The sequence below is a fragment of the Mesorhizobium sp. M0778 genome, from assembly GCF_040320105.1.
Lineage (GTDB): Bacteria > Pseudomonadota > Alphaproteobacteria > Rhizobiales > Rhizobiaceae > Mesorhizobium.
The window spans coordinates 84,472-98,889 of record NZ_JAMYPA010000002.1; the positions used below are offsets into that span (position 1 = coordinate 84,472).

At 62.1% G+C, this 14,418-nt stretch carries 16 protein-coding genes; 5 read left to right on the top strand and 11 right to left on the bottom strand.

The window, feature by feature from the left end; translation table 11 throughout:
* Positions 1–29: 29 nt before the first annotated feature.
* The 8 genes from NKI22_RS04190 to NKI22_RS04225 all read right to left on the bottom strand — a co-directional run bounded on the left by NKI22_RS04190 (position 30) and on the right by NKI22_RS04225 (position 7,910).
* Complete coding sequence (locus NKI22_RS04190) at positions 30–2,099, bottom strand: ASKHA domain-containing protein (RefSeq protein WP_023719928.1); 2,070 nt, start codon at positions 2,097–2,099, stop codon at positions 30–32.
* Between the two features lie 113 nt (positions 2,100–2,212).
* Positions 2,213–3,187, bottom strand: coding sequence for a methyltetrahydrofolate cobalamin methyltransferase (locus NKI22_RS04195; RefSeq protein WP_023719929.1), 975 nt, complete (start codon positions 3,185–3,187; stop codon positions 2,213–2,215).
* Between the two features lie 80 nt (positions 3,188–3,267).
* A complete protein-coding gene (locus tag NKI22_RS04200) occupies positions 3,268–4,359 on the bottom strand; it encodes a methylenetetrahydrofolate reductase (protein ID WP_023719930.1) in 1,092 nt (363 codons plus the stop codon).
* Positions 4,356–4,979 carry a methylenetetrahydrofolate reductase C-terminal domain-containing protein gene (locus tag NKI22_RS04205; protein ID WP_352484523.1) on the bottom strand — a complete coding sequence of 208 codons (624 nt, stop codon included), beginning with the start codon at positions 4,977–4,979 and terminating at the stop codon, positions 4,356–4,358. Before NKI22_RS04205 ends, NKI22_RS04200 begins: the two co-directional genes overlap by 4 nt.
* A complete protein-coding gene (locus tag NKI22_RS04210; RefSeq protein ID WP_023719932.1) occupies positions 4,972–5,274 on the bottom strand; it encodes a virulence factor in 303 nt (100 codons plus the stop codon). The genes NKI22_RS04205 and NKI22_RS04210 overlap by 8 nt, the downstream gene beginning before the upstream one ends.
* A gap of 236 nt (positions 5,275–5,510) precedes the next feature.
* On the bottom strand, positions 5,511–6,422 hold the full coding sequence (locus tag NKI22_RS04215; protein ID WP_352814624.1) for a fatty acid desaturase family protein: 912 nt from the start codon (positions 6,420–6,422) through the stop codon (positions 5,511–5,513).
* Between the two features lie 47 nt (positions 6,423–6,469).
* Positions 6,470–7,252, bottom strand: a complete 783-nt coding sequence (locus NKI22_RS04220; protein WP_352814623.1) for a formyl transferase — start codon at positions 7,250–7,252, stop codon at positions 6,470–6,472.
* A gap of 82 nt (positions 7,253–7,334) precedes the next feature.
* Positions 7,335–7,910, bottom strand: a complete 576-nt coding sequence (locus NKI22_RS04225) for a DUF4893 domain-containing protein (protein ID WP_352484526.1) — start codon at positions 7,908–7,910, stop codon at positions 7,335–7,337.
* Between the two features lie 122 nt (positions 7,911–8,032).
* On the opposite strand from NKI22_RS04225, the gene NKI22_RS04230 reads away from it, so the two are divergent.
* Positions 8,033–8,947 (top strand): NAD-dependent epimerase/dehydratase family protein, encoded by a 915-nt coding sequence (locus NKI22_RS04230; RefSeq protein WP_352814621.1) that lies wholly within the window; start codon positions 8,033–8,035, stop codon positions 8,945–8,947.
* A gap of 4 nt (positions 8,948–8,951) precedes the next feature.
* On the opposite strand, the gene NKI22_RS04235 is transcribed toward NKI22_RS04230, so the two are convergent.
* The gene (locus NKI22_RS04235; protein WP_023719937.1) at positions 8,952–9,581 is read right to left on the bottom strand and encodes a DUF1638 domain-containing protein; all 630 of its coding nucleotides are present in this window, start codon (positions 9,579–9,581) and stop codon (positions 8,952–8,954) included.
* 64 nt (positions 9,582–9,645) lie between these two features.
* Between NKI22_RS04235 and NKI22_RS04240 the strand changes: the two genes are divergently transcribed.
* Complete coding sequence (locus NKI22_RS04240) at positions 9,646–9,786, top strand: entericidin A/B family lipoprotein (protein WP_023676507.1); 141 nt, start codon at positions 9,646–9,648, stop codon at positions 9,784–9,786.
* An 81-nt stretch (positions 9,787–9,867) separates the two neighbouring features.
* On the opposite strand, the gene NKI22_RS04245 is transcribed toward NKI22_RS04240, so the two are convergent.
* Positions 9,868–10,566, bottom strand: coding sequence for a cobalamin B12-binding domain-containing protein (locus tag NKI22_RS04245; RefSeq protein ID WP_023676506.1), 699 nt, complete (start codon positions 10,564–10,566; stop codon positions 9,868–9,870).
* Between the two features lie 308 nt (positions 10,567–10,874).
* On the opposite strand from NKI22_RS04245, the gene NKI22_RS04250 reads away from it, so the two are divergent.
* Entirely contained in the window at positions 10,875–12,449 is a 1,575-nt protein-coding gene (locus NKI22_RS04250; RefSeq protein ID WP_023719938.1) for a trimethylamine methyltransferase family protein, read from the top strand.
* Positions 12,450–12,538: 89 nt separating this feature from the next.
* Positions 12,539–13,225 carry a hypothetical protein gene (locus tag NKI22_RS04255; protein WP_031194270.1) on the top strand — a complete coding sequence of 229 codons (687 nt, stop codon included), beginning with the start codon at positions 12,539–12,541 and terminating at the stop codon, positions 13,223–13,225.
* A gap of 45 nt (positions 13,226–13,270) precedes the next feature.
* Here the strand turns inward: NKI22_RS04255 and NKI22_RS04260 are convergent, their stop codons facing one another.
* A complete protein-coding gene (locus tag NKI22_RS04260; RefSeq protein WP_031194271.1) occupies positions 13,271–13,552 on the bottom strand; it encodes a hypothetical protein in 282 nt (93 codons plus the stop codon).
* A 304-nt stretch (positions 13,553–13,856) separates the two neighbouring features.
* Here NKI22_RS04260 and NKI22_RS04265 point away from each other — a divergent pair, with 304 nt between their 5' ends.
* On the top strand, positions 13,857–14,417 hold the full coding sequence (locus NKI22_RS04265) for an RNA polymerase sigma factor (RefSeq protein WP_023719942.1): 561 nt from the start codon (positions 13,857–13,859) through the stop codon (positions 14,415–14,417).
* Position 14,418: the final 1 nt, after the last annotated feature.

Consider the following 14,418-nt stretch of genomic DNA (forward strand, 5'->3'; position numbering starts at 1 on the left):
GAAGGTATGACAGGCCTAGCGGGGGCGAGTCATCCCCGCCCGCGCCGCGCGGCGTGGCCTTCGCGCGAACGCCGCCGCGGGGCGGCGTCGCCGGCAATGCCGTCTTCGCTCACCGTCTTGCGCGGCGGCAGTTTGACCGCCGCCGAAAGCTTGGGGAACGGGTCGATCTTGTTCGGCAGCGCCATGGCGTAGACGAAATGCTCCTGGAATTTCGGCTCCAGGGCCGTCTCAATCTTCTCGATCCTGCTGACGGTTTCCTCGATCTCGCGGCGATAGCCGCGGTTCAACAGCGCCATGCGGGCACCGGCGCCGGCCGCATTGCCAACGGCCGAGACCTTGTCGAGGTCGCAATCCGGGATCAGGCCCAGCACCATTGCGTATTTCGGGTCGATGAACGAGCCGAATGCACCGGCGAAGTGGATGCGGTCGACATGATCAGTGTGCTGCTTTTCCATCAAAAGCTTGGTGCCGGCATAAAGGGCGGCCTTGGCAAGCTGGATAGCGCGCACGTCGGTCTGGGTGATGGTGATCTTGGGCCCGCCTTCCTTCAGCACATAGGAGAAGGTGCGGCCGTTGGCGACGACGCGCGGCGAGCGGGCGCTCAGCGATCCGTCGACGACACCGTCCTCGGAGATGACGCCGGCGAGATACATCTCGGCGACTACCTCGATGATGCCGGAGCCGCAGATGCCGGTGACGCCGGTCGCCTGCACGCTGTCGAGGAAGCCCGGCTCGTCGGACCAGAGTTCCGAGCCGATGACGCGATATTTGGGCTCCAGCGTTTCGGGATCGATACGGACGCGCTCGATGGCACCCGGTGCGGCGCGCTGGCCGCCGGAGATTTCCGCGCCCTCAAAGGCCGGGCCGGTCGGCGAGGATGCCGCCACGACCCGCTGGCGATTGCCGAGCACGATCTCGGCATTAGTGCCGACATCGACGATCAGCATCATTTCGTCCTGGCGGTGCGGCCCCTCCGACAGCGTCACCGCCGCCGCATCGGCGCCGACATGGCCGGCAATGCAAGGCAGCATATAAAGCCTGGCGCCCTGGTTGAGCTTCAGGCCGATATCCGATGCCTTGATGTGGACGGCGCCGGAGATCGCTAGCGCGAAGGGAGCGCCGCCGAGCTCGGTCGGATCGATGCCGAGGAACAGATGGTGCATGATCGGATTACCGACGAAAATGGAATCCAGTATGTCGTTGCGCTGGACGCTGCCTTCGGCGCAGACCTTGTCGACGAGGCCCGAAATGGCCTCGCGCACGGCGACTGTCATGCCTTCGCGGCCGTCCGGGTTCATCATCACGTAAGAGACGCGGCTCATCAGATCCTCGCCGAAGCGGATCTGCGGATTGGATGTACCCGACGAGGCGGCGACGCGGCCCGATAGCAACGACACCAGATGCATGGCGATCGTGGTCGAGCCGATATCGCAGGCAAGCCCGTACGCCTCGTTCTTGAGGCCTGGCCACAAGGCGATGACCCGTGCGGTCTCGCTGTCGGTGTCCTTGTGGATGGCGGCGGTCGCTGCCCAGTTGCCTTTGCGCAAAATGCCTTGCACCTGCGGCAACAGATGGAAATCGAAATCGAGGCTCTTGAGGCCCCAGTCCTTCATCAGCGCGATTTTCAGGCGGTCGAGGTCGCCGAGCGGCTTGTGCATGTCGGGTTCTTCGATCTCGACATAGCACATGCGGATTGCCGCATCGCGGGCGATGACCCTGGTGTCGGCGTCTTTGCGGATGGTTTGCGCGTTGATGACGGTGTCCTGCGGCACGTCGACGACGAGATCGCCGAGAATCTGCGCCGAGCAGGACAGGCGGCGGCGTTCGGGCAGCCCACGAACGCGCTCGTAGCGCTCTTCCTTTGCGCCCTTGGGCGAGATGTGGTCGTTGGAGGAAACGATCTTGTGCTTGGCGAAATTGCCTTCCTGCACCTCAATCTGGCAACGCCCACAAGTGGCACGCCCGCCGCACACGCTCTCGACATAGACACCGAGCTGGCGCGCGGCATCCAGCACCGGCGTGCCGACCGGAAACCGCCCCCGCTTGCCAGACGGCATGAACAGCACGAGCGGATCGGTGATGTTGACGGGAGAGTTCATACGTTCCAGACTTTACTTTCTACGCTGCTCAGGTCTTGGCCGCGGCAGCGATGCCGCAGTGTTTCGGTTCCTCCCCAGTCCTAAGCCCCATATCGTGTCGGCCAAGCCATGGCTCAACCCCGGGCCATCCGCGCTTCGCGGCCGCCGCGCCTGCGTCCGCCATTGCCATTGCCATCGCCCGGCGCGTTGACCTGCGTCCGGGCGGCAACGGCCTGGCCGCCTTCGGCAGGCTTGTAATCCTTGTAGGTCCTGATCCAGTTGGTGCAGTTCTCATCGGTGCCGTTCAGCACATTGGCGCCACGCACCGCTTCCATTTCCTGCGGCCGCACCGGGTTCATGATCGCCGAGGTCATGCCGGCGCCGATCACCATCGGAATGAAGGCGGCGTTGATGCCATGACGGTGCGGCAGGCCGAACGAGATGTTAGAGAGGCCGCAGGTGGTGTTGACCTTGAGCTCCTCGCGCAGGCGGCGTAGCAGTGCAAACACCTGGCGGCCGGCATCGCCCAACGCGCCGATCGGCATGACCAGCGGGTCGACGACCACGTCATGCGCCGGAATACCGAAGTCTGCGCAGCGCTGAACGATCTTCTTGGCGACGGCAAAGCGCACGTCGGGGTCCATCGAAATACCGGTCTCGTCGTTGGAAATGGCGACGACCGGAACGTTGTATTTCTTGACCAGAGGCAGGATGGCCTCGAGCTTTTCCTCCTCGCCAGTGACGGAGTTGACCAGCGGTCGGCCCTTGGCGACTTTCAGCGCCGCTTCGATCGCCGCGGTCACCGAGGAGTCGATCGACAGCGGCAGGTCGACCAGGCCCTGCACGATCTCCAGGGTCTGCACCAGCAGGCCGGGTTCGGTCTCGTTCGGGTTGACCGAGGTGACGCCGGCATTGACGTCGAGCATGGTTGCGCCGCAGGCGGCCTGTTCCAGCGCATCCCTGATGACGGTCTCAAAATTGCCCGCGATCATTTCGGCGGCCAGCTTTTTGCGGCCGGTCGGGTTGATGCGCTCGCCGATCACGCAGAAGGGCTGATCGAAGCCGATGATGATTTCTCGTGTCGCCGAGGCGACGATGGTCCGGGTCATGAAATCTCTCCATCGTGATATAAAGAGTTCTTTATATCGTTATCTGTTTCTGATCAAGCGAATGCTGACGATTCGCGCTGTCAATGCGCGGTCTTGACCATGTCGACCTGGGTTTCGGTGAGGTCGTCATGCAGTATGTGGTCGAGCCGGTCGGCAACGAGCTGGTCGTCGCGGCGGATTTCGCGCTTCCACGGCCGACGGCCCTTCAGCACGCCGGACTCGTCGACGATCTCGGCGACATACTCTTCCTGGCGATAGGCCATCACATGGACGCCGGACACACCTGGAATTTCCTTCACCTCATTGATGATGTCGATGCAGAGCTGCTTGCCTTCCTTCTTCTGATCCTGAGCGCCTTCCAGGCGCTTGACGATCTGATCGGGAATGTGAATGCCCGGCACGTTGGAGCGGACCCATCTGGCCGTCTTGGCCGAGGCCAGCGGCCCGACTCCGCACAGGATGAAGCATTTCTCGGTATAGCCGAGGTCGCGGACCTTCTGCATGTAGGTGCGGAACATCGGTACGTCGAAGCAGTACTGGCTCTGCACGAACTGCGCGCCGGCGGCGATCTTCTTGCCCAGCCGATACGGCCGGAAATCGATCGGCGGCGCGAACGGGTTGATGGCCGCGCCAAGGAAAAGCTGCGGCGGCGTGGTGAGTTTGCGGCCGGACAGGAATTTGCCGTTATCGCGCATGATGCGGCAGGTTTCGAGCAGCGACATGCAGTCGAGATCGAACACCGGCTTGGCGCCGGGCTGGTCGCCGGCCTGCACGCCGTCGCCAGTCAGGCACAGCATGTTGGCAACACCCATCGCGGCACCCCCCAGCACGTCGCCCTGGATGGCGATGCGGTTCCGGTCGCGGCAGGCGATTTGCATGATCGGGGCATAACCCATGCGGGTCAGCAGCGCGCAAATACCGACCGACGACATGTGGCAGTTGGCCCCGGAAGCGTCGACGGCATTGATGGCGTCGACCCAGCCGTCGAAAATCCTGGCGCGGTTGTAGACGTCTTCCGGATCGGCGCTGTCGGGCGGATTGAGCTCGGTCGTCACTGCGAACTCGCCGCGTCGCAGGACCCGCTCAAGCCGGCCGCGCGAGGTGTGGCCGGGTAGGGGATCGAGCGGCAAATGGATGCCGGCGGGATTCTCGTCTGGCTGGCGGCCGATCATGCCGACGCCCCGGTGTTGGTAGTATTCTGGACCCCATTGCGGGCGGCCGCGGCCTGCGCGGTCACCCGCAGCCAGGCGGAGGTTTCGCGCAAGGACTGATCCACCGGCTTCTGCACGTCCAAAATCTTGTCGCCATGCACCATGTTCTGCGAGCCTTCCCAGGCCTTGACCCAGACGCAAGGCATATCAGGCTCGACCTCGCAATTGCCGTTGGCGCGCACACCGCCGCAAGGGCCGTTGCGCAATTGCTTAGGGCAGTTCATCGGGCACGACATGCCGGTCGAGGAAAGAATGCACTGACCGCACATGCGGCAGTCGAACATGAAGCCCTTGACGCGCTTCTCGACGAATTTCACCGGCCCTTCGACACGGCTGTAGCCGATGCCCTTCCATAGCGGGTGGAGAGTCAGGAACATGTCGGCGAATTTGGCGTAGAACCATTCGAGCAGCCGCGAATGCCGCACCGACCAAAGCCGCACCGCAAACGAGCGCTGCACGCGCCGCTGCGGCGACACGTCAGCCGGCTTGTAGTCGGATTTCGGCGCCGCCTTCTTGACGATTGTCGCCTGGGTCACGCCGGCTTGAGCCGTCGTCGCCGGCATTGATTGGGGATCAGACATTTTCTTTGCCGCCCGCCTTGACCAGAGCGACCAGCCGCTCACGGTCGTATTTCGCATCGAGCTCCTGAAGAGCCTTCTCGGCCTCGACTTCAAGATCGTCACTGACTGGGACGGGCTCTGCCTTGCGCCATTCGGCAAGATAGTCGTCGGTGCCGCCGGCGCCGGTGCGCATGGCGCACATGTCGATCGCCTCGGTGAAGCGCAGCGGCAGTTCGCGCTTGGCGTTCTGCCGGCCCTTCTTGATGATGACCTGGGCGGGGATGTCGCGCCAGTAGACGACGATCAGATCGGCCATGAATTCCTGCTCCTGGAGAGCGCCGCGCGTCCAATCGAACGCACAAACGATGCTCTACCACCTAACTCCGTTGCATCGTGCCCTCCGAAGATCGATTCCGATCCTTTGGGCCGATGCAGTGGTTTCGAGCATTGCCGGAAGCGCTGTTGGGCTGCTTGTTATGGGACGACGCGGGGGCCTTCAAAAGCGACGCAATCGACGGCTGCGGCTGAAAGCGGAGTCTCTTCCAGCACTGGTCAGCCGGCGCGGCCATCGAAGCTGCCGACCAGTTTCCTGTGGAAGCGCACGTAACCTCGTTCGGTCGTGCGTAAATGCTCCGCGATGATCTCATGGAAGCGCGGCAGGCGATGGAAGGGAACGGCCGGATAGGAATGGTGCTCGGAATGGTACGGCATGTTCCAAGCCACGAAGCGCACCAGCCTTGTGGTGAAGGTGGTACGGGTGTTCTCGAGCATGTTGGCGACATGCGGGCACAATGCGTGCTCGGCCAGCAGGTAGGCCCGCAAAAACGGCTGTCCGACCAGCACCGGCACGATCCAGACCCACAACAGCAGCGCCGACTGTGCGGCGAGCGATCCGGCCAGCAACACCGCATAGCCGATCAGGAACAGCCGCGCTTCAATAACCACCTTGCCGCGGCCCTTTTCCGGCACAAAGCCGTCGCGGTTGCGGCCCGCCGCATTGGTTGCGAACACACGAGCCATGCCTATCCAATAGGGGCCGCCGGACAGATAGCGCAGATATTGGCCGATGGTCTCCGGCTTCGGGGCCATCAGTTCGGGGTCGTTGTCCGGGTCGTGGGTGTGGCGGTGATGGGCGAAATGGAAATAGCGGAACCATGCGGGCGGCAGCAGGATCAAGAAGCCGGCCACGGCGGCAACAGCGCGATTGAGCCACGCCGTTCTGAACGCCGTTTCATGGATGGTCTCGTGCAACAGCGTGAAGAAGAAGACGATCAGGATCCCCTGCGGCAAGACGAGAAGCGGCCAGAACGGGATGCGGGCGGCGATCAGTGCGCCCAGCACGACAACCAGCCCGCCATGGACGGCCAGCCGGACAATGCCTGGCCCGTCGACCCGGGCGGTGAGGTCGCGACGTTCCTCAACCGAAAGGCCGGCAATGATGGTGCGGTGGTCGATGTCGCTCATGATGCAATGTTAGCGGCGGGTGGCTGTCGGGTAAATCGGCGCGCGTGTCACCAGACGCCGTTTCTTATCCCGGTCCAGAGATAGAACCAGACCGTCGGATGATACCATTGTCTCGAAGGCAGACCGGGATCGACCGTGCCGAGCTTGCCGACCAGCGCATCCCTGACCGCCTCGACGCAGATGTCGCGCGAGAATGCCGCCTGCCGCAACGCGTAGCTTGAAATAGTGTCGCCAGGTTGGGGTTTGCCGCGTGCCTGCCGCAGCACCCCGCCAGTGTCGACGCCGGCGTCGACCAGATGCACGGTGGTGCCGAAGTTTTCCGCATCGCCTGAAGCCAGCGCCCAATAGCCGCCGTTCATGCCACGATATTTCGGGGCGATGCCGGCATGGTAGTTGAGGACCGGGCAAGGGATTTTCGCCAGCGTCTGCCGCGACAGCAAGCGGCAGCCGGCGAGCAGCACGACACCCGGCTGGATTTTCTCGATCGCCTGCAGGCACTCCGGCGCGTTGGCCGACGAGACCTGGACGATCTTTTGCCCAGGCTTCGGTTCGGTTTGCAGCTTTTGCTCGGCGGCGAGCCGTGCTGCGTGGCCGGCGAAGAAGCGCTTGCCGAGCCGGGTCAGCATCATCGTGCCGAGTTGACCGATGGCCGAGGTCCAGCCTTGCCGCCGCGCCCGCCCGAGAAGCAATTGTTTTTTGGATTCAGGGGTTTCGAGGATGACGCTGACAGGCGCGAGGTGGTCGGCGATGGCGTTGACGATCGCCCAGATATGCGGGCCGCCTTCGGTGACGACGACGATCGGCCGTTGGTTTGTTTTCGACCGTGCCATGCTTCGCGACCCCCGCAAAGAGCTGTTCTTTGTGCGCGAATGCTAGGTTGACCGGGTTAACCCTTGGTGATCGGGGGCGGGCTCAGCGCTTGAATTCGAGGATGTCGAGCTTCGATTCGTAGTGGGGCGCCGGGAACTCGATGCGCCATTCGCTGGCGCTGTGGCGGAAGGCATAGCCGACCTGATCGCTTTCCGGGCCGCTGCCGTAGGGCTTTGCCGGATCGTCGTTGACGTAGAAGGAACCTAGATAGATCGCGCGTTTCTCGCCATCGTCGAAGAAGCGGCCCTTGGTGCGCTGCGAACCGGTGATCTTTTCCAGTCTCCAGCCGGAACCGTCGTCGCTCACCTTGCATTTGAACCAGCCATAAATGACGAGCGGGCTCAATCCGCCGGCCTTGATGGTGCGGCATTGCCAATTGCCGGTCAGGTCCTCGTCGGAGAAGGAAACCAGCGGCTTTGCCAGCAAGGCGTCGAGCTGCTTGACCTCGGCGGGATCGCCGGCCTTCGCCTCGTCAAGCGCTGCCTTGCGCGTCTCGCCATATTTGTCGAGGCGCGCCTTGTCGGCAGCGGTGATCAGCTTCTGCACTTCGCCATCGGCGAACGCGGGCAACGTCAAGCAGAGGACAGCTGCTACGGCAAACATAAGGCGAGCGATCATTGGTGGCGTTTTCCCTTTTGATGACTGGAGCAGCCTGTTTTCTTGTCTGGCGCATACCTTAATGTTTCGCCGCGCTCTGTCATCCTTGCTTGAGCATCGACAGCAGAAACGAGGTGGAAAGAATGCGGATCTTGCTGACGGGATCGTCGGGTTGGCTGGGCAGGGCCTTGGCGCCACGCCTGCGGACTCTCGGCCATGACGTCACTGGCCTCGATCCCGTCCCATCCTCGGAAACGCGAATCGTCGGCTCAGTCGCCGATCGCGACCTGGTCATGAGGGCGGTCGAGGAGAACCGCATCGAGGCCATCATCCATAGTGGCGCGCTGCACAAGCCTGACATCGAACATCATCGCAACGAGGATTTCGTCGAGACGAATGTGCGCGGCACGCTCAACCTGCTCGATGCGGCGGCAACTTTCGGCGTTCAGCGCTTCATCTTCACGTCGACGACATCGCTGATGATTACCCAGGCCATCCGCGCCGGCTTGCCCGGCAGGGCGGCTTGGCTAACGGAAGACATGTCGCCTGAACCGCGCAACATCTACGGCGTGACAAAGCTTGCGGCGGAACATCTTTGTCGGCTCTACCATATCCAGTTCGGCCTGCCGGTGATCGTACTGCGCACCGCCCGTTTCTTTCCCGAAGCAGACGATATGGCGCATGTGATCGAACAGTCGGACGCCAACACCAAGGCCAATGAGCTGTTGTTTCGCCGGCTGACGGTGGAGGATGCTGCCGACGCCCACATCGCTGCCTTGGAGAAAGCGCCGCAATTGGGCTTCGACACCTTCATCATCTCGGCACCGACACCTTTCCAGCCCGACGATTGCGCGGCATTGATCGCCGACGCACCGTCGATCGTCGCGCGCTATTTTCCGGATTATCCGGCACTCTACTTGAAGAAAGGCTGGACGATGTTTTCGTCGATCGACCGGGTCTACGAAGCGTCGCGGGCGAGGGACCGGCTGGATTTCGTCTGCAAGACGAGCTTTGCCGATGTGCTCGCTGGGCTCGAAGCTGAAGAAAACGGTGCCTAAAGTGTCAGGCCAGGGCTGAGGCCCCAGCCAGTTCCTTCGTCAGGTCGCCGTAGCCGGTCGAGCGGCGCTCATAGGCGAGGCCGAGCATTTTCGCCGCCTTTTCGGCGACCTTGTCGAGTTCCGGGTCGTCGGTCTGGGCGATGTAGATCAGCTTCTCGTAATTGCCGAAATAGTCCTTGATCAGCTCCGGGTGCTTGTCGAGGCCGAGCGGCTTCATGAAGAAGGCATCGAATTGCCGGCAGAGGAAATCGGTCATGTAGAACGACATCATGTCGTCATCGGCAACCTTCGCATAGGCATCCATGCCTTGGTAGAAGGCAAAGCAATGCGGCCCGGCCATGCGCTCGACGCCATGCTTCTCGCAGATCCGGTCGAGCAGGCCACCCGTGCCGCAATCGGCATAGCCGACGAAGATGTGTTTGTAGCCGTCAGCCCTGGCCTTGGCGATTGCCTTGTCCATGGCCGGCGCAATGCGGTCCGGATAGAAATGGAACTCCGCCGGGAGGCAGGTCAGGTCGAGATGGTCGAGCCCGAGCTGCTCCTTGACCGCCAGAACTTCGCGCGCAATCATCCCGCAGGCGATGACGAGCAGCCTGTCGCCTTGATCGGATTGTTGTTTTCGCGCGGTAGTCATGGAACCAGTCTAATCCATCTTCGTTGCTGTCCAGCGAATTTATATTCTGAGGGAGACACCAATCATGAAATTGTTCCGCGTTGCGCCAATCGCTATTCTCGCCTGCGCCCTGGCTGTTTCGGCCTGCGCCAACACGGTGCGCGGCGTCGGTAAGGATATCAAATCCACTGCGAAGGCGGTTGACGATACCGTCAAGAAACCCTGATCTGCACGATTTCAAACATTTGGGAATAAAAAAGCCGCACTGCAAGGCGCGGCTTTTCTCGTCGGTGCCGAATTTATTGACTCAGGCCGAAGCGCGGACGTTGTGCTTGCGCTTCATGAAGTCCTTGGCGGTCTCGACCGCCACCGCGGCGTCGCGGCAATAGGCGTCGGCGCCGACGGCTTTGCCGAATTCCTCGTTGAGCGGCGCGCCGCCGACCAGCACGACATAATCATCGCGAATGCCTTTTTCCTTCATCGTATCGATGACGACCTTCATGTAAGGCATGGTCGTCGTCAGCAGGGCCGACATGCCGATGATGTCGGGCTGATGCTTTTCGATGGCATCGAGATATTTTTCGACCGCATTGTTGATGCCGAGGTCGATGACATCGAAGCCGGCGCCTTCCATCATCATGCCGACGAGGTTCTTGCCGATGTCGTGGATGTCGCCCTTAACGGTGCCGATCACCATCTTGCCCTGCTTCGGCGCGCCGGTGGCGACAAGCAACGGACGCAGGATGAACATGCCGGCCTTCATCGCGTTGGCCGACAGCAGCACTTCCGGAACGAACAGAATGCCGTCGCGAAAATCCTCGCCGACGATGCGCATGCCTTCGACCAGAGCCTCGGTCAGCACCTTGTAAGGCGCCCAGCCGCGCTCGAGAAGGATGTTGGTGCCTTCCTCGATTTCTTCCTTCAACCCATCATAAAGGTCGTCGTGCATCTGCTGCACCAACTCGTCGTCGGAGAGTTCCGAAAGGATGATCTCGTCGTCGGCCATTTTTTCTCAGGCTCCTTGCCGGCTACAACTATCGCGGCAGCTTAAAAATATCGCGCCATTACCTAACCCGCGCGGGCCGGTTGTCCATAGCTGATTTGCGACTTCCCGCAAAACGAAAGCGACCGTAAATCTCTTGGAATTCTTGTCGATTTTGCGACAGGCGTTGGCGCTGGCGGGCCGTTTCGAATAAGGTGCATGGCTACGATCCGGCCAGAGACCGCAATATGCGGCTGCAAATGGATTTCAGGCCGGAACAAGAGCCCGGCCAAAGCAAATCAGGCCAGAACGAAAGCCAGGGAAGAACGATTATGAGTGAGAACGCGCCGGTCGATCAGGAAGCGTCAAACGCACGGCGCGGGCGCGCTGCCAGCGGTGGCGCCGCAGCGCGCCGGGCTGCACGTTCGGGCGGCGGCCCCGGTACACAGCTCACCTATATCAAGCGCAAGATCAACGTCTATGAAGTGCTGGACGAGGAAGGCCTGGCGCTGATCGAAAAGAACACCGACACGGTGCTGGAAGAGATCGGCATCATCTTCCGCGACGACGCCGAGGCACTGCAGCTTTGGAAAGAGGCGGGCGCCGACGTCAAGGGCGAGCGGGTGCATTTCCCCAAGGGCCTCTGCCGCTCGCTGTTGAAGACCGCTCCGTCCGTCTATACCCAGCACGCCCGCAACGGCGAGCGCTCGGTGCAGATCGGCGGCAACGCGACCGTGTTCGCGCCGGTCTATGGACCGCCCTTCGTGCGCGATCTCGACGGCGTCAGGCGCTACGCGACGATCGAGGATTTCCGGAATTTCGTAAAACTTGCCTATATGGCGCCATCGATCCACCATTCGGGCGGCACGGTTTGCGAGCCGGTCGACGTGCCGGTCAACAAGCGCCATCTCGACATGGTCTACAGCCATATCAAATATTCGGACAAGCCGTTCATGGGCTCGGTGACCGCGCCCGAGCGCGCCGAAGATACGGTGGCGATGGCCAAGATCGTGTTTGGTGACGATTTCGTCGAGAACAACACGGTGTTGACCAGCCTGATCAACGCCAACTCGCCGATGGTCTTCGACGAGACCATGCTGGGAGCGCTGAAAGTTTACTCGCGCCATAACCAGGCGTGCATCGTCACGCCGTTCATCCTTGCCGGGGCGATGAGCCCGGTGACGGTCGCCGGCACACTGACCCAGGTTTTGGCCGAGGTTCTGGCCGGGGCGTCGTTCACACAGCTGATCCGGCCGGGTGCGCCGGTACTGTTCGGCACCTTCGCCTCGTCGATCTCAATGCAGTCGGGCGCGCCGACCTTCGGCACGCCGGAGCCGTCGCTGGTCTCCTATGGCGCCGCCCAGCTTGCTCGCAGGCTCGGGCTGCCGTTCCGCACCGGCGGCTCGCTTTGTGCTTCGAAAATCCCCGATGCGCAGGCGGCCTATGAGAGCGCCAACACGCTGAATTCGACGATCCTCGCCGGCACCAATTTCGTGCTGCATTCGGCCGGCTGGCTCGAGGGCGGGCTCGCCTCCTGCTACGAAAAGTTCATGATGGATATCGACCAACTCGGCATGACGCAGAAGTTCTCCGAGGGTGTCGACCTGTCGGAAAACGGTCAGGCGATGGATGCCATCCGCCAGGTGGGTCCGGGCAGCCATTACCTCGGCTGCGATCACACCCAGGCCAATTTCCAGACCGCGTTCTACCGCTCCAACATCGCCGATAACAATTCCTACGAGCAGTGGCTGGCCGAAGGCGAAAAAACCGCGCCGCAGCGCGCCAACGAGCTCGCCCGCCGCTGGCTGGAGAGCTACGAGGCGCCTTATCTCGACCAGGGCATCGACGACGGGCTGAAGGACTTCATCGCCAGGAAGAAGGCGTCGATGGCCGACGCCTTCACCTGAAAGGAGCCCGAATCAGGCGGGGCTAAAGTCGCCAACATCATCCACAAGGAAGTCTGGCGGAGCGCCTTCTCCGACCCGGACAAGAAGGGATGATTCTCGAGCGCGGCATGGTCGAAACCATCGCGGCCGCGCTTTCCGCCCACGGCCTCATCCTGCGCGGCGGCTTCAATTTTGCGGGCGGTGAGGGGACACCTTCCGGTCTCTCCGGCGCCGCCGCCAGATCCGTCCTGCTGGTGGGGCAGGCAGGCGCCGCACCTTGGCCGCACTTCCTGCGCTGGTTGGAGAAACAGTCACAGCCGATCGACGATTCGCTCGACAGATGGTCGCGCGGAGTGATCGGCGCTGTGGCCGAAAAATTCGGGGCACGCGCGGTGTCACCGTCCGACAGGCCTTATCTGCCGTTCCAGCAATGGGCGATGCAGGCGGAGGGGCTGAAGCCGTCGCCGCTCGGCATCCTCATGCATCCGCAATACGGGCTCTGGCATGCCTATCGCGGCGCGCTGTTGTTCGAGAACGAGATTGCGCTCCACGAACGTCGCGACGTGATTCACCTTTGCGACACATGTTTGGAAAAACCTTGCCTGAAATCCTGTCCGGTCGCGGCTTATTCTGCGGATGGTTTTGTGCATGAAACCTGTCTGGCGCATGTGCGTGGGCAAAACGGCGGACCTTGCCGGACCGGCGGCTGCCTTGATCGCAACGCCTGTCCTTACGGCATCGATTATCGCTATCCGGCCGAGGTTCAGGCCTTTCACATGGCAGCATTCGCGCGCTAGCCAGACAAGACCCCGCTGCACGCAAAGACGTCGACCGTTCCGATCTCAGGATTTTTGGCCGAAAGCCAGCCCCGCCGCGTGAAAGAGACCCATCAGCAGCACCCCGATGGCACCAGAGACCAACGAGACGATGGGATACTGTGCGAAGTTGGCCCCGTACGCGAAGAGGGCCACCACGAAGCTCGCCCAGCCGGCTATCAGATTGGGCACGGCGGAGTTACCGAAGACGCACGGGTAGGAACCCTTGGTTATCCCACTCACGAAATGTGGGACGCCATTGGCGCCAAAAACACCCGCGAAAAAAGCAAGGAATGCCGTCAGCCACATATGAGCTCCGTCCCTTGGCAAATTGAAGCGCGCCGTTCACTTCAGGCCGCCATAGCATGGCAGGCAGTCGGCGAAATTGTGCACAAAGCCAGCGTAAAGCAACCCCGATACGCATTTGTGAACGTGGCGGCTCCACATAGTGCCTTCGATGCAGCCGGCGCCGAACGCCACTGGGAGCGGCTGACGATGCTGTTTGCGGAGACGCTCGGCCAAGGCGCGCCAACCATTACGACGTGACTGCCCGCCAAAAAATTCTTCCCATCACCCAAGGAATCGCCATTAGCCTTCGTCCAACAGGCAAATGATGGCGATGATGCTGGACGAAAGCGAAGCCTCCGACGCCGAACTGATCGGGCGGGCGAAGGGCGGAGACAGGGGTGCTTTCGGCAAGTTGCTCGAAAGGCACTACGGTTTCGTCTATCGCGCCGCCTATCGCTGGTGCGGGAAAAAGGCCGACGCCGAGGATATCGCCCAGGAAGTGTGCGTTCGGCTCGGCCGGGCGATCCGCGACTATCACGGCAGCGGCGCCTTCACGACGTGGCTCTACACCATGACGCTGAATGCGGCGCGCGACATGATGCGCAAGACCGCCCGCGATACGGCCAAGACCGAGGCCTATGGCGCCTATGCGCTGATTTCGGGGGAAACCTCGTCCGAGGCGGAAGACCCGGTCGAGGCGCTCTGGGCAGCGGTGCGCAAGCTGCCGGACAAGCAGCGCGACGCGGTGCTGCTGGTCTATGGCGAAGGGCTGAGCCACGCAGCCGCCGCCGAGGCGATGGCGATCTCGGAGACGACGGTTTCCTGGCACATCCATGAGGCGAAGAAACGGTTGAAGACGCTGATGCGTTCAGCCGGGGAAGTGTGAC